The organism is Nocardia sp. CDC159 (genome assembly GCF_023740735.1).
Classification (GTDB): domain Bacteria; phylum Actinomycetota; class Actinomycetes; order Mycobacteriales; family Mycobacteriaceae; genus Nocardia; species Nocardia pulmonis.
Genome location: NZ_JAMRXH010000002.1, coordinates 633,866 through 651,623, shown reverse-complemented (window position 1 = coordinate 651,623; position 17,758 = coordinate 633,866). Strand labels below are relative to the sequence as shown.

Below are 17,758 nucleotides of genomic sequence, written 5' to 3'. Positions count from 1 at the left end.
AGTTGTGTTCACGCCGATCGCAATGGATGCGTACCGCCTGGTCTGGCGTCGACGAGACATAGGATGATAACTTCTAACGCATGTCCTCCAGCCGTCCGAACGCCGCACGGGTCACCTATGTGACCGTTGCGCTCGGTGTGCGGCTGCCGCGGCAGCGGGAGCTGTGTTGCTCCCGGCCGCGCAGCTGAGAACCGCTCCCGGTCGCTGAGCGACCGATTTCGGGCCCTTCTCGCTGCCTTGTTGCTGCCCCTTTTCGGACAAGTCCCGCGCCCCGGGACCACAACAAGGATTCCGCACATGACGAGCCCCACCCTCGAGCGATCGTCCACCCTCACCCTGCCCGCCCGGACCGCCGCGGCGCGTCCGGCCGTACCGCCCGAACTGCGTATCGCCGACAATCCGGCGGCCGCGGTGCTGCGGGCCGCCACCCGCGGGCCCATCTTCCGCGATACCGCCGCCCAGACAACGGGTTTGAGTATCGCCACCGTGAATCGCCAAGTGTCGGCACTGCTTTCGGCCGGACTGCTGCGGGAACGGGCCGACCTCACCGCATCCGGCGCGGTCGGTAGGCCGCGGGTGCCCTTCGAGGTCGACACCGACTCCTACACCACCCTGGGCGTGCACATCGGCGCCACGGTGACCCGCATCGTCGCGGCCGACCTGGCCGGTCGCATCCTCGGCGGTCTCGAGATCGCCACCCCGCAGGCCGGCCCGGAGGCGGCACTGACCATCATCGCGCGCAGCGCCAAGGCCTTCCTGGACCGGCTGCCGCGGCGGCGGCCGCTGTGGACCGGCATCGCACTGGCCGGTCGGGTCGATCCGGCCGCCGGTGTGGTGGACCATCCGCGCCTGGACTGGCAGGCCGCGCCGGTGGCCGCGATCTTCGGCGGCGTGCTGGATCTGCCGGTCTCGGTCGCCGCGCACGTCGAGGCGATGGCCGCGGCCGAACTGCTGCTGAACTCGCCCGCCGAGGAGCGGCCCGGCTCCAGCCTCTACATCTATGCGCGTGAGACCGCGGGCATCGCGGTGACCCTGCACGATCGCGTGCACACCCCCGCCAATGGTCCGGGCTCGATCGCGCACTTGCCCACCGGCTCCGATGTCGACTGCTCGTGCGGACGGCGCGGCTGCCTGGAGGCCACGGTCGGCGAGTCCGCGCTGCTGGCGCGCGCCGTGCGGGCCGGCATCGTGCCCAAGCGGGAGGCCCCGCGCCGCCCGGTCATCACCGACCTGTACCGTGCCGCCGAGTCCGGCGCGGCCGCGGCCCGCGAGCTGCTCACCGAACGCGCCGAAATCCTCGGCCGCACGGCCGCTCTGGTCCGCGACATGTTCAATCCGGATCGGATCGTGCTGGGCGGTCAGGCCTTCACCGGCTACCGCCCCGGAATCGACACGGTGGCAAGGGCATTCGCGCAGAGCACCACGCTGCCGACCGCCGACCTGCGGATCAGCCGTTTCGGCGGCCGGGTCCAGGAGCACGCGGCGGCCGTCACCGCCCTGAGCGTGTTCTACGCGGATCCGCTGTCGGCCATGCGCCGCGCCAGCCGCAACCCGCGCTGAGCCCACCGGGCGGGAGCCGCACCCGCTGCGCCTCCCGCCCGGATGGTGCTAGGCGAACAGGCCCTCGAGCGCGGTGATGAAGTACGGGAAGTGGCCCGCGAACCGGTGCAGATTGCGATCCCGCTCGAAGCCGCCGAACCAGTACAGCCCCGGCCGCCGGTCGGCCGACGGGTCGATATCGCGGAAGACGCGGATCCAATTGTCCGCGCGGCCACCGATGATCGTGAACGGCAGCGCACGGGAGAACACCAGCTCCCGGTCGCCCGGCGGGATGCGATCGGGCCGCAATTCGTCCAGGCCGCGCTGCAGTGCGCGCACCTTGCCGACGAGTTCGCGCCCGGCCGCGGTGCGCGCGGGCAGATAGCGCGGCAGCAGCAGCGCCGCCCCGCCGCCGAGGGCGATGGCGACGCCGACCAGGGCGTGCCCACCGCTGATCGCGAGCGCGACGGTGGTCGTGATGCCGACCGTCACGAGCGCCGCGCCCAGCCAGAACAGTAGGCCGCGCCGTGTCCGATCGATCAGCACACCCCGCTCCACCGCATCGCGCAGCAGTGCCGCCCGCGCGGGCTCGCCGATCGGACGGCCGCGCAGTTCGGTGACGGTCACCGCATCGGTCCCGTCGGGCAGCAGGGTGCGATAGACCTGCTTCTCATAGTCGCGCAGTTGTTCGTCGGCCGGATTCACGCGGATGATCCGCCAGTCCGAATCGCTGATCGCCGCGATCCTGATATAGCGCCGGACGGCCAGATCCACCACGGTGGCGGCCAGATCCGGGGCGTCGGCGTGGCCGTCGAGCAGCACACCCACCTCGCCCGGCAGGGCGCCCTCGGGCGAGGCGAACTCCACCCGATCCGCGGTGCGCTGCAACGGCTCCACCGCCTCGCGCCCGGCCAGCGCCGCGGCATCCTGCCGCCGCGACCACGCCACATAGCCACCGCAGGCGGCCAGCGCGGTCAGCAGCACCCCGAAGGCGGCGAGCACCGGTGCGGTGAAACCGAAGGCGCCCGAATCGCTTCCGTCACGGATATCGGCATTGGCGGGCACGGTCCCCGGCGGCAGCTGCAAGGTCACGTCGAGCACATCGCCGCGATGCAGCCCGCTCTGACTCAGGAACATCACCCCGTCCGGCTCCACCCGGACGTCATTGCACTTCTTGGCCTGTCCGGGCGGTCCGATCGTGCAGTCGGCGATGCCCATCCGAAAGCTCGGGCTGATCACCGAGGCATCGATCGAGGAGACATCGGCATTGAGGACGCCGGTCCACTTGAACAGCTGGGTGCCGGGCGCCTCGCTGACCACGCCGTGCACGGTGTAGGTGAACGACGATTCACCGGGCTGCGCATCGATGGTGAACCGATCGCCCTCGACCTTGGCGGTGCCCGCCCCGGTGGCCGAGACGCCGGTCACGCTGAAGCGCCGTTGCCCGTTGTCCCCCTGCGCGATTCGCAGCGGCAGCACCATATGGAACTGGCCGCCCGGCGGTACCCGCACGGTCTCGGCAACCTCGAGCAGGCCGTCGTCGCCCAGTTTCAGATCAGCCGTGATCGCCGCTCCCTCGGCTGGCTGCGCCCGCGCGGCGGGGGGTCCCGCGAACAGTCCGGCCAGGACGAGCACCAGCGCGCCGAGGGCGCCCCCCCGAAAGATCAGCATGGGGCCTTAGCTTAGACAGCTTGCTATCCTGCGTCAGCGGCTGTCGAGTACCCGAAAGAACCAGGGGGCACGGGGGAGTGAATCAACCACCCTACGGATACGGTCCGATTCCGCCTGCCGGTCGGCCGGGTCCGCCCTACGGGCCGCCCCCGGGTTATCCGCCGCCGCCCGGTCATGGTTCGCAGCAGCATCCGGGCTATCGGCCCGCGCCGCCGTACGGCTTTCCGGCACAGCCCTATTCGCCCCCGCCGTACGCGCAGCCCCATGGGCAGCCGCCGCAGCATCCCTACGGTCCGATGGGCCACCCGCCCCCGCCCTACGGCCCGCCCGGCAGACCGCCGCAGCGACGCCGGGGCGGCGGTGGCCGGGTCGCCGGTGTGCTGGTGCTCGTCATCCTGGTCGTGGTCGCCGCGCTGGTCCGGGTGGGCGTTCGCACCGGTGTGAACGCCGTGAACCACGCCGGCGGTCGCGTCGGCTACACCTACGCGCCCACCGCCGGAAAGCTGCCCGGGGGCACGGCCCCGATCACCGAGACCGGCTCCAATCCGCTGCTCGCCGACCCGGGTTCGCCGCTGAGCCCGGCCCGCTGCCATTACGCGCCGTGGAGCACCCAGGTCGACGCCGCGCGCAAATTCTTCGAAAGCGCCGCCACCTGTTTGGAGCAGGCGTGGAAGCCCGTGCTGTCGGCCGCCAAGTTGCCGTTCACCGCACCGAGTGTGAACGTCACCGCGTCGACCGCGGGCATCACCACCCCGTGCACCGGCAGCAGCAGTAATTTCGCCGCCTTCTACTGCGGCGCGAATCAGACCATCTACATGCCGATCAGCCAGCTGCAGACCGATCTGTTCGGTAACCACTGGGAAATCTATCTGTCGGTGTTCGCCCACGAGTACGGCCATCACGTGCAGGCGCAGTCGGGCATTCTGTCGGCGGCGAACAAGCAGCGCCGCGAGGTGGGGCCGAAGAGCACCCAGGGTCTGGAGGTCTCGCGGCGAATCGAATTGCAGGCCAACTGCTTCGACGGCATGTTCCTGTCGGCCTCCGCGGGCGGCGGTTCGCTGTCGGCGGCGCAATCGGGCAATGCCCGCGAGGACGCCTACGGTCGCGGCGACGCCCCCGGCGATATGCGCGACCACGGCACGGCCCAGCATATGGGTGAATGGTTCAGCACCGGTTTCGATCAGAACAGGACGGCGCGGTGCAATACCTTCATCGCACCGTCCGGCCAGGTGAGCTGATGACGCAACCGCCGTATCCGCCACCGGGCTACGGTCCGCCCGGTTACGGGCGGTGACCGCCGCGCGCTCGGATGCCTTCCAGCCAGCGCGCGGCCTCGTCCGGATCGGGATCTCCGCCCATGATGTCGAGCACCGCCCGCCCGATACAGGCGGCGGCCAGTACCCGATCGGCGATGACCTCCGGATCGCCCCAGGGCAGATGGGGTTTCGCGATCATGAGCGAGACGATGCCGTGCGCACTGGCCCACATCTGCAGCACCACCGGCAGGGGATCGCCGGGCGCGATCAAACCGCTGTCCATCGCCTCGCGGATGGTCTGCGAGAAGCGTTGGAACACCGCGCTGCCCAGCACCTGATCGACGGCGCTGGCGCGGTGCCGCGAACTGGCCGCGGTCGCGATCCGGTACTGCTCGGGATGGTCGAGTGCGAAACGCACATAGGCCAGGCCCTGGTCGCGCATGCGCATGATGGGGGAGGCGGCCGGATCGATGGCGGCCGCCATGGCGGCGTCGAGGTTCTCGAAGACCTGAGCCACCACCGCCTCGATGAGGGCGTCCTTATCGGCGAAATGTCGGTAGATGGACGGCGCGCTCACCCCGACTCGCCGGCTCACCTCCCGGATCGACACCGCATCGGCATTTCCGGTGTGCGCCAGCAGGTCCCGGGCGGCCTGCAGGATTTCGGCGCGCAGCGCGGCCCCCGTGCCGCGCGCCGAACGGGGGCGACGCCCGATCGTCATCGGCGGCCCACCGGCTCCGGCCGCGGTGCCGATTCCTCACTGAGCCCAAACCGTTCGTGCCAGCGGGCCAGCGGCGCGGGCGCCCACCAGTTGCGCGTGCCCAGCAGTCGCATGAGCGCGGGTACCAGCAGGCCGCGGATGATCGTGGCGTCGGCGAGCACGGTCAGTGTGAGGCCCAGCCCGAACATTTGAATGAAGGTCACCTTGCCGAAGGCCATGGCGCCCAACACTATCGCCATCAGCGCCGCTGCGGCGGTGACGATGCGCCCGGTGCGGGCCACGCCCACCGCGACCGAATGCTCGTTGGCGGCGGCGGTGCGGTCGGAGGCCAGCCAGGCCTCCCGGATGCGCGAGAGTAGGAATACCTCGTAGTCCATGGACATGCCGAAGGCCAGGCAGAACATCAGCATCGGCATGGTCGCGACCAGATATCCGGTCGGTGTGAAGCCGATCAGATCCGCCAGATGGCCGTCCTGGAAGATCCACACCATCATCCCGAACATCGCGGTGAGCGAGAGGCAGTTGAGCACAACGGCTTTCAGCGGCAGCACGACGCTGCCGGTGAACAGGAACAGCACCGCGAAGGTGGCCAGCGCGATGAGCACGGCCGCCAGCGGAAGGCGCGAACCCAGATCGCGCAGGCCATCGGCATTCATCGCCCCCGCGCCGCCGAACAGCGTCGGCGCGGGCGCGGGCACCTCCCGCAGCCGCTCCAGCTGTCGCTTGCCCGCATCGGAGAACGGCTCGAATTTCGAGGCGATCGTGAGGTATTGGCCGGAGTCGTTGGCCATTCCGGGCGGTGTGGGCGCCACGCGCCCGCCGGAGATGTAGACGCCCGCATTGGACAGCACCGTCGAGACGCCCTCCACCTTCGACAGCGCCGCGGCATAGGCTCCGGCATCGCCGCGGTACCCCGGCAATACGACCGTCGTGGCCGTCCCGGCATCGACGGCCGGGAACTGGCCGCGCAGTTCGTCGCCGACCGTTCGGCTCGCCGCGCCCGCGGGCAGCACCCGGTCGTCGGGATAGCCGAATTTCACGCCCAGGAATGGGGATCCGAGCGCGAGCAGCACCGCGGTGATCACGAATGCCACCGGCAGGGCACGGCGCATCACCCAGGTCACCGTGCGGTACCAGCCGGTCTGCTCGAGCGGCCGCGACACCGGTTCGGGTCGGCGCAGCAGGCGGCGCAGCGGAACGCGCAGATTCCAGGCATTCACCCGGTCGCCCAGCAGCACCAGCGCGGCGGGCAGGACGAAGATCGAGGCCGCGGCCGCGGTGGCCACCACCGCCACGCCCGCGTAGGCGAACGATTTCAGGAAGTACAGGTCGAATACGCTCAGTACGGCCAAAGCCAGCGCGACCGTCAGCGCGGAGAACAGCACCGTGCGCCCGGCGGTCTGTACCGCCCGGACGGCCGCGGCCCGATGGTCGGAGCCGTTGTCCAGCTCCTCGCGGAAGCGGCTGACGATGAACAGGCTGTAGTCGATGGCCAGCGCGAGACCGAGCGCGGTGGTCATGTTCAGCGCGTAGATCGATACGTCGGTGAGCAGGGTGAAGATCCGCAGGATCGCCAGCGTGCTCGCGATCGCGAACAGTCCGACCACCAGCGGCAGCGAGGCCGCGATCACGCTGCCGAACACCAGGATCAGCACGATCGCCGTCAGCGGTACCGCGATGCCCTCGGCCACCGCGAGGTCCCTGGTGACCTGGCCGTTCACCTCGTGATAGGCGGCGGCCAGTCCGCCCGCGTGGACCGTGACGCCCGGGGTGGTGCCGTCGAGCTGCTCGACTATCCGGCCCGCCGCGCGCTGCGCCGCATCGTCGCCGCCGGTCAGATAGGCCACGACGAGGGCCTTCCTACCGTCGGTGCTGCGCAGCGCGGCCTTGACGTTGGGCGGGCTGGTCCAGTACGAGCGCAGGCCCACCACGTCGTCGCGGGCCTGCAGCCGGGCGGTGATGTCGGTGCCCGCCTGCCTGGCCACGGGGCTGTCGACGCCCTGCTCGGAGTCGATCAGGAGGACGAAATTGGGCTGGGCGCCGTTGAATTGGTCGGCGAGGATCCGGGCGGCCCGCGTCGATTCGGCGCTGTCGGAGGTGAATCCGGCGGATTTCAGATGGGCGGCGGCCGAGGCCCCGAAGGCGCCGCACAGCAGCGCCAGGGCCAGGGCGGTCAGCAGGATCACCCGCGGGTGCCGGGTCGACAGCTGTGCGATTCGGGTGAGCATCGGCGCTCCCAGCGGGTCGGCGTGCGGTAACGGCGTTAGCGTAACGCCGTTACCTCAGAAGGCCGTCAGTGATCCCGATCACCCTGGCCGTGCTGATGTCCGAAGACCCCGCGCGGCGCATGCCCGTGCACGCCCTCGACGTAGGCGGTCTCCGCGTGCAGCGCGAAGTCGATTCCGGCGATCTCGTCCTCCTTGCTGACCCGGAAGCCGAGCGTGCGATCGATGAGCTTGCCCAGCGCGAACGACACTGCGAAGGCGTAGGCCGCGACCACGAGCACCGCCACCACCTGCTTGCCGAGCTGAGCCAGGCTGCCCCCGTACAGCAGCCCGCGCGCGCCGCCGGTCATGACCTGGTTGGCCAGCAGGCCGATCAGCAGCGTGCCCACCACACCACCGACGAAGTGCACGCCCACCACGTCGAGGGAATCGTCGTAGCCCGCCTTGAACTTCCAGCCCACCGCGAACGAACACACCACGCCCGCGACGAGTCCCACGATCACCGAGCCGAGGGTGTCGACCGAACCGCAGGACGGCGTGATCGCGACCAGCCCCGCGACCGCGCCGGACGCCGCGCCGAAGGTGGTCGGCCGACCGTCGCGAATTCGTTCCACCACAAGCCAGCCCAGCATGCCCAGGCAGCCCGCCACCAGGGTGTTGAGAAATACCGCGGCGGCCAGGCCGTCGGCCTTCAGCGCCGATCCGGCGTTGAAGCCGAACCAGCCGAACCACAGCAGGCCCGCGCCCAACAGGACGAACGGCAGATTGTGCGGTCGCATCGCGTCCACCTTGAAGCCGATGCGCGGCCCGAGCACCAGCGCCAGTGCGAGAGCCGAAGCGCCGGAGGCGATCTCGACCACCAGGCCGCCCGCGAAATCGAGCGCGCCGAACTTCGCCAGCCAGCCGTCGGGTCCCCAGACCCAGTGTGCGATGGGCGAATACACCGCCAGGGCCCACAGCGGGACGAAGACCATCCACGCCGAGAATTTCGCGCGGTCGGCGATCGCGCCGCTGACCAGCGCCGCGGTCAGGATCGCGAAGGTCAGCTGGAAGGTGAGGTACAGCAGTTCGGGAACGCCGCCGCGCACCGTGCCCGGGTCGATTCCGGCCAGCCCGGCATGCGCGAGATTTCCGATCACCCCGCCACCGGCGTCGTCGCCGAATGCCAGCGAGTAGCCGAGCAGCAGCCACGCCACCGTCACCAGGGGTATGGCGATGAAGCTCATCATGAGCATGTTCAGCACGCCGGTCGTGCGCACCATGCCGCCGTAGAAGATCGCCAGTCCCGGCGTCATGAGCAGCACCAATGCGGTGCTGGCCAGCAGCCAGGCCGTGGCTGCGGGATCGATGGTCGAGGGCACGGCAACTCCTTTCACGCGCGATCGCGTTGCAAGGAAGTTACCGAACGGTCAGCGTCGCGACTTGCGGGCCAGGGCGCGTCGGCCCCGAGGTCCCGGCACGGGCAGATCGTCGCGCAGGGCCAGCCATTCCGCGGTGATCAGCCACTGCTGCTGCGCCCGCGCGTCGGCGGTGTCGTTGAACACCCGGCGGCCGCGGTCGTCGCGCAGATCGTGGGCGAGTACCGACCAGCGGGGCGGGCGGCCGTGTTCGGATTCGTAGGCGGCGAGAAATCCGGCGACGAGAGTGCCGATCGTATTCACCGGACGCAGCGACACCCGATTGCCATATGCTGCCGAATGGAAACGCCTTGCGGCGCACAAAGATCGGGGTGTGGCGTTGAATGCGATCCAGCCCGCGCGCTGGGCGCGTTCGATCAACCAGAGATGTTTGATCGCATTCGGCGCGATATCGCCGACGCGTTCGCGAATCAGCGCCAGCACCGGATCGGTGAGCAGGATGTCGCGCCGGGTGGGTCCGATTCCGTGCTCGGCCCAGTATTCGTGAGTGCGGGTGGCGAGCAGTCGTCCGAAATCATCGATACTGCGCTGGGCGCGCCTGCCCAGGCGCTCGATGCGCTCGGCCTCCTGCCGCATCTCGTTCTGCACGATGAGGGTGCGGATGGCCGCCAGTGTCGGGACCTGCCCGCGATCGAGCAGCTCCAGGATGGCGGCGGAGGTCTTGGGGTCGGCCGCGGCGGTGACCGGTAGCGAGTCCCGGTTCAACGCGAAGTCCCGCGGGCTGATGGCGCGGCTCAACAGGCCTACGGCGGCGCGGTTTCCGGCGAAATCTGTATGGGCGAGCCAAGCGGCGGCGATGTCGTCACGCGACGGCACTGTCGACTTTTCCTCCGGGCTGGTGCGGGAGGGTTCGCGAACGACCGATGCGAGAACTCCCGCCGGGTCTTGGGAGAGGTTGTGCCCCGGTCGGGATGAGGGACCGACCGGGGACACCAACCTGATGAAGGTTTGGCTACCGAAGTTGCCGACGACCACGTTAGCCAGTCAATTGCGGATATTGCCAATTCGTTGACAAGATCGTTACGTAGGCAATTGTCCGGACTAATCGGGGAATTGGTCGGTAAGTTCCGCCCGCACGCGAGATCAAGCCCGGTAAACGCCGGAATTTGGTTGTAGGTCGAATTTCTTCCCCCCGAAGATCGCCGCACCCTCCACGTGCGCCCGCCGCTAACGGGATCGAGGAATGATTGTGAGCTGAGTCACACCTTTTCGTCCCTTGCTTCCGATTCCTCACCCCATTCACCCGATTCCCACACCCGTACTCTCGCTTCCCTTCCTGTATGCGCGTTTCGCGCCTCCGACTCCTTGTCCGTGCCGCGTGCCGGAGCGTCCGTGCGCCGCGCCCCTTGCCCGTGCGTCACCCACGCCCTATGCCTGCGGCCTTTCTCCCGCGCCTGGTGCGCTTTGTCTCGTGGTCGCCCCCGGTGTCCCCTGCGCCCTGGCCTGCGTTCCGTGTCCCGTCCGCGCTTCGTGCCCCCTGTCGTGCCTTATGTCCGCGGCCCGTGTCCTATTCCGCGTCTGGCGCGCCGTGCCCGCCCCAGTGCGCATGGGCAACGCCCGGCCCCTGTGTTCGGTGCCCTACGCCGCGTACCCCGCGCGCTGTTGTTCCGCGCTCCGGTGGGTGACACCCGAACACTTGCGCCCTGTTTGCCGCGATTCTCGGACCGATCCGCCCGTTCCTCGATTCCCCGACCGACCGGCCCGTTCCCCCGATTCCCCTGTCCTCGGCCGCCAGGCCGAGGACAGGGGCCAGCGCATGTATTGGATGTCGGTGCGCGCCGGTACCCTCGGGCCGTGGCTCTGTACCGGAAGTACCGACCGGCAACGTTCGCAGAGGTGGTGGGGCAGGAGCACGTCACCGACCCGTTGAGCATCGCGCTCGACACCGGGCGGATCAGTCATGCCTACCTGTTCTCCGGCCCGCGCGGTTGCGGCAAGACCTCCTCGGCGCGCATTCTCGCCCGCTCGCTCAACTGCGAACAGGGGCCGACCTCGCGCCCGTGCGGGGTGTGCTCGTCCTGTATCGCGCTGGCGCCCGGTGGGCCGGGCAACCTCGACGTCATCGAGCTCGACGCCGCGAGCCACGGCGGCGTCGACGACACCCGCGAACTGCGCGACCGCGCGTTCTACGCCCCGGCCGAATCGCGCTATCGGGTATTCATCGTCGACGAGGCGCACATGGTCACCACGGCGGGCTTCAACGCGCTGCTCAAGATCGTCGAGGAGCCGCCCGCCCATTTGATCTTCGTCTTCGCCACCACCGAGCCGGACAAGGTGCTGTCGACCATCCGCTCGCGCACCCACCACTACCCCTTCCGGCTGCTGCCCCCCGCCACCATGCGCGGGCTGCTCGGCCGGATCTGCGAGCAAGAGGGCGTGCGGGTCGAGGAGGCCGTGTACCCCTTGGTGATTCGCGCGGGCGGCGGCTCCCCGCGCGACAGCCTCAGCGTGCTCGATCAGCTGCTGGCCGGTGCGGGCCCGGAGGGCGTCACCTATCAGCGGGCGCTGGCCCTGCTGGGCGTCACCGATATCGCCCTGATCGACGACGCGGTCGAGGCGCTGGCCGCCGACGACGGCGCGGCCCTGTTCGGCACGATCGATAGCGTGGTCGAGGCGGGCCACGACCCCCGCCGCTTCGCCACCGACCTGCTCGAGCGCTTCCGCGACCTCATCCTGCTGCGCGCGGTCCCCGACGCCGTCGAGCGCAACCTGGTCACCGGCCCCGGCGACGTCCTCGACCGCATGCGCGACCAGGCCGACCGCCTCGGCCCCGCCGCCCTGGCCCGCTACGCCGAGCTCCTGCACGAGGGCCTCGGCGAGATGCGCGGCGCCACCGCCCCCCGCCTGTTGCTCGAGGTCGTCTGCGCCCGCATGCTCCTGCCCGCGGTCTCCGACTCCGAATCCGCGACGCTGCAACGCCTCGAGCGCCTGGAACGCCGCCTGGAGGGCGGCGCCCTGCCCCCGGCCGCGAATCCCGGCCCGGCATCGAGTGCGCCCGCACGGGATTCGGCCCCCGCCGCCGCGCCGCCCGCGGGCGGCTCTCGCCGCCGGGGCGCCGAGGCCTTGGCGGCCATTCGCGAGAGCCGAGCCGGAAAGTCCAGCGCGCCAACGGGTTCGCCCGCGGCGGCGCAGGACGCACCCGCAGGTCCCGCCGCATCGCAGGACACGACTCCGAACCCCGACGTGACCGCAAACCCCGCGGCGCATCAGGGGGGCTCGACGGCCGCCGAGCCGCGCCCGCATCCGGCCCAGCGTGCTCAGACCCTCACCGGGGAGCCCGGCCCGGCGAGTGCGGCCCCGCCCGACACGACGCGGCCCGCCGCCCACGACCGGCCGCATCCGGCCGAACCGGCTGCCGACTCGGCGAGCGCTTCGACATCGCCGCGTTCGGGTGCCGAATCCGCCGCGTCCGGCCCGGGCTCGAGCGGATACGTGAAATCCATTGGGGTGCAATCAGATCTGCCCGCTGCCCAGTCCTCCGCGGCTCCGCCGACTCGGCCCTCGATCGCACCGGCGGAGAACGCCGAGGCGTCGGTGCCGCTCAGGGTCGCGCAGCCGCGGGGTGCGGCAGAGTCGGTCGCGCCCGGCGAGGCGCAGCCCGAGCCGCGGAGTCCGGCAGAGGCGCCCGGATCGCCGGGCGTGGCACAGCCCGAGCCCCGAGGTGCGGCACAGGCGGCGGGGTCGTCGGTCGCCGCGCAGCCCGAGTCGCGGAGCACGACAGAGGTGGCCGAGTCATCGGTTGCGGCGCAAGCCGATCCGCGTGGAGCGGCAGGGATGGGCGAGTCGTCGGTCGTTGCAGAGCGCGAATCGCGTGGCGCGGCGGGGCTGACCGAGTCATCGGTTGGGGCGCAAGCCGATCCGCAGGATGTGACGAGGACCGGCGGGCCGTCGGTCGAGACGCAAGGCGATCCGCGAGGTGCGGCGGGGTCTGCCGGGCTGTCGCTTGGGGCGCAAGGCGACCCGCGTGGCGCGGCGGGAACGCCGGGATCGTCGGACGCTGCACAGCACGAGTCGCGGGGTGCGGCAGGGATGGCCGAGTCTTCGGTTCGTGCGCAAGCCGACCCGCGGGGAGCGACAGAGACGGCCGGATCGTCGGTTCGAGCGCAGGGCGATCCGCAGGGCGCGGCGGCGGCCGGATCGTCGGACGCCGCTCGGGGTGCGGCGGGGACCGCCGAGTCGTCGGTTGCGGCACGATCCGATTCGCCAGGCGCGGCCGGGTCGTCGGACGCCGCACAGTCGGGGAGTGCCGCGGAGATGGCCGAATCCTCCGCCGCGCCCATGGTGGCGGAGCCCGGCTCGCGGAGTGCGGTGGAGGCCGACGCGCCCGTTGCGGTGCGGCCGGATGCGGGTGGGGGGGCCGGGGAGGACGCGGTCCTGCGTGAGGTCGAGGCGAAGTGGGGGGAGATCCGGGCCAAGGTGCGGGAGTTCGGGGCGGCGGTGCACGCGCTGCTGTCGGGGGCCTCGGTGGCGCGGCTCGAGGGGGAGGTCATCGTCTTCGCGCATCAGCACGCGCCGCTGGCGCAGCGGTTGTCGAATCCGAAGTATGTGGAGGCCGTGCAGGCGGCAATCCATGCCGTACTCGGGCGCGAGCACGGGGTGCGCTGGGAGGCCGGTGGGGGCGGGGCGCGCCCGGCGTCCGCCGGTGGTGCGCGCAACCAGGCCGCGGCCGCGCCCGCGCGTCCCGCGGCGGCTTCGGCACGCAAGCCGGAGGCCAAGGAGTCCCCGCGCTTCACCCGGCCGAGCCAGGCGCGCCCGGCCGGTGCGGACGCGCCGACCGCGCGCGGGCCCGAATCCGGGCCGTCGGACGCCGATTCCGGGCCCCGGCTCGCGCCCCCGGACGACGACATTCCGCTGCCCGATGGCCCGGACCTTCCGGACGACCCTGGACCCGACGGCTACTCGCCGGTAGGTTATGTAGGTGTCCCACCTGCGTCTACGCCCGAGGAGGAGCAGGAGATGCTCGCCGAGTCGGCGCGGCCGGTGCCCCCTGGCGACCGGCGCGACCCCGATGAGGTGGCATTGGAGCTGCTCCGAACTGAGCTGGGCGCCACACGGCTGGACGGTTGACAGCCACCTCCCCGACGGCGTTAAGTTAACCGGAGTTCGCATCCGGCGGTACACTGTCCACACGGATCCCGGCGCACTTCGACTGGGGAGGGCAACGGCATCGCCAGCGGCGAGGTTCTATGGTGGGCCCGGACGACCGGGTCACCGCGAAACTCGTCGGCCGATGCCTGCCGAGGTTTGTACAGCGTTATACGGTGCGGGCGACGGGCCCGCGAGTGCCGCAGACAACTGAACATGGACGGTCGGTCTCGAACGGGCCGGTCGGCGAGGTTACCCGCGGCGGTACCGCCCACGACGGTGTCGGCGCACCCCTAGGAAGGAAAACTCCGATATGACCACAGAGGCCTACATTTACGAGGCCATCCGCACCCCGCGCGGCCGCAACAAGAAGGGCACGCTGCACTCGGTCAAGCCGATCGATCTGACCACCGGTCTGGTCAAGGAGCTGCGCAACCGCTTCCCCGGCCTGGACGAGGATCGCATCTCGGACGTCATCCTGGGTGTCGTGTCGCCGGTCGGCGACCAGGGCGCCGACATCGCCCGCACCACCGTGCTGACCTCCGGCCTGCCCGAGACCGTCGGCGGCACCCAGATCAACCGGTTCTGCGCGTCCGGCCTGGAGGCCGTCAACCTCGCCGCCCAGAAGGTCCGCTCCGGCTTCGAGGACCTGGTCATCGCCGGTGGCGTGGAGTCGATGTCGCGCGTGCCGATGGGCTCCGACGGCGGCGCCATGTTCATGGACCCGTGGACCAGCTACGAGAACTACATCGTCCCGCAGGGCATCTCGGCCGACCTGATCGCGACCATCGAGGGCTTCTCGCGCGAGGATGTCGACGCCTACGCCGTGCGTTCGCAGGAGCGCGCCGCCGCGGCGTGGACCGGCGGATACTTCACCAAGTCGGTCGTTCCGGTCAAGGATGTCAACGGCCTGACCGTGTTGGACCGCGACGAGCACATGCGCCCGGGCACCACCCTCGAGGATCTGGCCAAGCTGAACCCGTCGTTCTCCGTGATCGGTGAGATGGGCGGCTTCGACGCGGTGGCGCTGCAGAAGTACCACTACGTCGAGAAGATCAACCACGTCCACCACGGCGGCAACAGCTCCGGCATCGTGGACGGCGCCGCGCTGGTTCTGGTCGGCAACGAGGAGGCCGGTAAGGCCTCCGGCCTGACCCCGCGCGCCCGCATCGTCTCGACCGGCATCAGCGGCGCCGACGCCACCATCATGCTGACCGGCCCGACCCCGGCCGCCCAGAAGGCGCTGGCCAAGGCGGGGCTGTCGGTCGACGACATCGACCTGTTCGAGATCAACGAGGCGTTCGCGTCGGTCGTGCTGAAGTTCCAGAAGGATCTGAACATCCCGGACGAGAAGCTGAACGTCAACGGCGGCGCGATCGCGATGGGCCACCCGCTGGGTGCGACCGGCGCGATGATCATGGGCACCATGGTCGACGAGCTGGAGCGCCGCAATGCCCGCTACGCCCTGGTGACCCTGTGCATCGGCGGCGGCATGGGTGTCGCGACCATCATCGAGCGCGTCTAACGCCCAGACTTTCATTCAGGAGACCGAAAGACTATGACCGACAACATGATCGCCTGGGAGAAGGACGCCGACGGCATCGTCGTGCTGACGATGGACGACCCCAACCAGGGCGCCAACACGATGAACGACCTCTACAAGAAGTCGATGACGGCCACCGTCGACCGGCTCGAGGCCGAGAAGGACGACATCACCGGTGTCGTCATCACCTCCGCGAAGAAGACCTTCTTCGCCGGCGGCGATCTGAAGAACATGATGCAGGTCGGGCCGAACGACGCCCAGGCCCTGATGGACGAGCTCACCGAGATCAAGGGCGCGCTGCGCCGCCTCGAGCAGCTCGGCAAGCCGGTCGTCGCGGCCATCAACGGCGCCGCGCTCGGCGGCGGCCTGGAGATCGCGCTGGCGACCCACTACCGGATCGCGGCCGACGTCAAGGGCATCAAGATCGGCCTGCCCGAGGTCAAGCTGGGCCTGCTCCCGGCCGGTGGCGGCGTCACCCGCACCGTGCGGATGTTCGGCATCCAGAACGCCCTGATGCAGGTGCTGCTGCAGGGCAACGAGTTCAACGCCACCAAGGCCCAGCAGATCGGCCTGGTCAACGAGGTCGTCGGCTCGATCGAGGAGCTGGTCCCGGCCGCCAAGGCGTGGATCAAGGCCAACCCGGACAAGGGCGTGCAGCCCTGGGACGTCAAGGGCTACAAGATCCCGGGCGGCACCCCGTCCACCCCGGCCCTGGCCGCCAACCTCCCGGCCTTCCCCGCGAACCTGCGCAAGCAGCTCAAGGGCGCCAACATGCCGGCCCCGAAGAACATCATGGCCGCCGCGATCGAGGGTGCGCAGGTCGACTTCGACAACGCCTCGCTGATCGAGTCGCGCTACTTCGTCAACCTGCTGACCGGCCCGGTCGCGAAGAACATGATCCAGGCGTTCTTCTTCGACCTGCAGTCGATCAACAACGGCGGTTCGCGGCCGAAGGATGTGCCCAAGCGCGAGATCAAGAAGGTCGGCGTGCTGGGCGCGGGCATGATGGGTGCGGGCATCGCCTACGTCACCGCCAAGGCCGGCATCGAGGTCGTGCTCAAGGACGTCAGCCTCGAGAACGCCCAGAAGGGCAAGGACTACTCGGTCAAGCTCGAGGAGAAGGCCCTCTCCCGCGGTAAGACCACCGAGGAGAAGTCCAAGGCGCTGCTGGACCGTATCCACCCGACCGCCGATCCGGCCGACTTCAAGGGCGTCGACTTCGTCATCGAGGCCGTGTTCGAAAACCCGGAGCTCAAGGCCAAGGTCTTCCAGGAGATCGAGGACATCGTCGACGCCGACGCGCTGCTCGGCTCGAACACCTCGACCCTGCCGATCACGCTGCTGGCCAACGGGGTCAAGCGCCAGGAAGACTTCATCGGCATCCACTTCTTCTCCCCGGTCGACAAGATGCCGCTGGTCGAGATCATCAAGGGCGAGAAGACCTCCGACGAGGCGCTGGCCCGGGTGTACGACTACACCCTCGCGATCCGCAAGACCCCGATCGTGGTCAACGACTCGCGCGGCTTCTACACCTCGCGCGTGATCGGCAAGTTCATCAACGAGGCCATCACGATGCTGGCCGAGGGCGTGGACCCGCAGACCATCGAGCAGGCCGGTCTGCAGGCGGGCTACCCCGCGGCGCCGCTGAAGCTGTCGGACGAGCTGAACTTCACCACCATGCAGAAGATCTACAAGGAGACGGCCGAGGCCCTCGTGGCCGCGGGCGGCGAGATCGATGCCGCCGCCAAGGCCACCGCCGAGATCCTCGACAAGCTGGTGGGCGAGTACGACCGCAAGGGCAAGGCGGGCGGCGCCGGGTTCTACGACTACGTCGACGGCAAGGCCGTGGGCCTGTGGTCGGAGCTGCGCTCGCTGTTCAAGACCTCGACGGAGCTGCCCGAGGGCGTCTCCTTCCAGGATCTGAAGGATCGCATGCTGTTCGCCGAGGCGATCGAGACCCAGAAGTGTTTCGACGAGGGCGTGCTGACCACCACGGCCGACGCCAACATCGGCTCGATCTTCGGCATCGGCTTCCCGGCCTGGACCGGTGGCACCCACCAGTTCATCGTGGGCTACCCGGGCGGCCAGGAGGCCTTCGTGGCCCGCGCCGACGAGCTGGTCGCCAAGTTCGGCCCGCGCTTCGAGGTTCCGGCCTCGCTGCGCAAGTAAGGTCGACAGCTTCTCGACGCTGGTCGAGGGTTGACCCCCTTACCTTCTAGATCGCACGGGTACGGCCCGGATCACGGAAATTCGTGGTCCGGGCCGTATTGTGTCCGAAGGATTTTCGTTCGGACTGGTCG

General features: G+C 69.9%; 9 protein-coding genes and 1 pseudogene. 5 read left to right on the top strand and 5 right to left on the bottom strand.

Annotation, left to right across the window (positions count from 1 at the left end; translation table 11 throughout):
* Window positions 1-297: 297 nt before the first annotated feature.
* Window positions 298-1,560, top strand: a complete 1,263-nt coding sequence (locus NDR87_RS06810; RefSeq protein ID WP_251909577.1) for an ROK family protein — start codon at window positions 298-300, stop codon at window positions 1,558-1,560.
* Between the two features lie 48 nt (window positions 1,561-1,608).
* Here the strand turns inward: NDR87_RS06810 and NDR87_RS06805 are convergent, their stop codons facing one another.
* Window positions 1,609-3,210 carry a DUF2207 domain-containing protein gene (locus NDR87_RS06805; RefSeq protein ID WP_251909578.1) on the bottom strand — a complete coding sequence of 534 codons (1,602 nt, stop codon included), beginning with the start codon at window positions 3,208-3,210 and terminating at the stop codon, window positions 1,609-1,611.
* 77 nt (window positions 3,211-3,287) lie between these two features.
* Between NDR87_RS06805 and NDR87_RS06800 the strand changes: the two genes are divergently transcribed.
* A complete protein-coding gene (locus NDR87_RS06800) occupies window positions 3,288-4,448 on the top strand; it encodes a neutral zinc metallopeptidase (RefSeq protein WP_308212055.1) in 1,161 nt (386 codons plus the stop codon).
* A 43-nt stretch (window positions 4,449-4,491) separates the two neighbouring features.
* Here the strand turns inward: NDR87_RS06800 and NDR87_RS06795 are convergent, their stop codons facing one another.
* The 4 genes from NDR87_RS06795 to NDR87_RS06780 form a co-directional block, all read right to left on the bottom strand.
* Entirely contained in the window at window positions 4,492-5,187 is a 696-nt protein-coding gene (locus NDR87_RS06795; RefSeq protein WP_251909580.1) for a TetR/AcrR family transcriptional regulator, read from the bottom strand.
* Complete coding sequence (locus NDR87_RS06790) at window positions 5,184-7,415, bottom strand: MMPL family transporter (protein WP_251909581.1); 2,232 nt, start codon at window positions 7,413-7,415, stop codon at window positions 5,184-5,186. Before NDR87_RS06790 ends, NDR87_RS06795 begins: the two co-directional genes overlap by 4 nt.
* Before the next feature lie 65 nt (window positions 7,416-7,480).
* Entirely contained in the window at window positions 7,481-8,773 is a 1,293-nt protein-coding gene (locus tag NDR87_RS06785; protein WP_251909582.1) for an ammonium transporter, read from the bottom strand.
* Between the two features lie 48 nt (window positions 8,774-8,821).
* Window positions 8,822-9,646: a hypothetical protein gene (locus tag NDR87_RS06780; protein ID WP_251909583.1), complete on the bottom strand. Its 825-nt coding sequence runs from the start codon at window positions 9,644-9,646 to the stop codon at window positions 8,822-8,824.
* A gap of 978 nt (window positions 9,647-10,624) precedes the next feature.
* Here NDR87_RS06780 and NDR87_RS06775 point away from each other — a divergent pair.
* The 3 genes and pseudogenes from NDR87_RS06775 to NDR87_RS06765 all read left to right on the top strand — a co-directional run.
* Window positions 10,625-12,202: pseudogene (locus tag NDR87_RS06775) on the top strand (DNA polymerase III subunit gamma and tau); the annotation flags it as partial.
* A gap of 2,026 nt (window positions 12,203-14,228) precedes the next feature.
* The gene (locus NDR87_RS06770; protein ID WP_251909586.1) at window positions 14,229-15,440 is read left to right on the top strand and encodes an acetyl-CoA C-acetyltransferase; all 1,212 of its coding nucleotides are present in this window, start codon (window positions 14,229-14,231) and stop codon (window positions 15,438-15,440) included.
* Between the two features lie 33 nt (window positions 15,441-15,473).
* Entirely contained in the window at window positions 15,474-17,627 is a 2,154-nt protein-coding gene (locus NDR87_RS06765; RefSeq protein WP_251909587.1) for a 3-hydroxyacyl-CoA dehydrogenase NAD-binding domain-containing protein, read from the top strand.
* The last annotated feature ends 131 nt before the right edge of the window (window positions 17,628-17,758 follow it).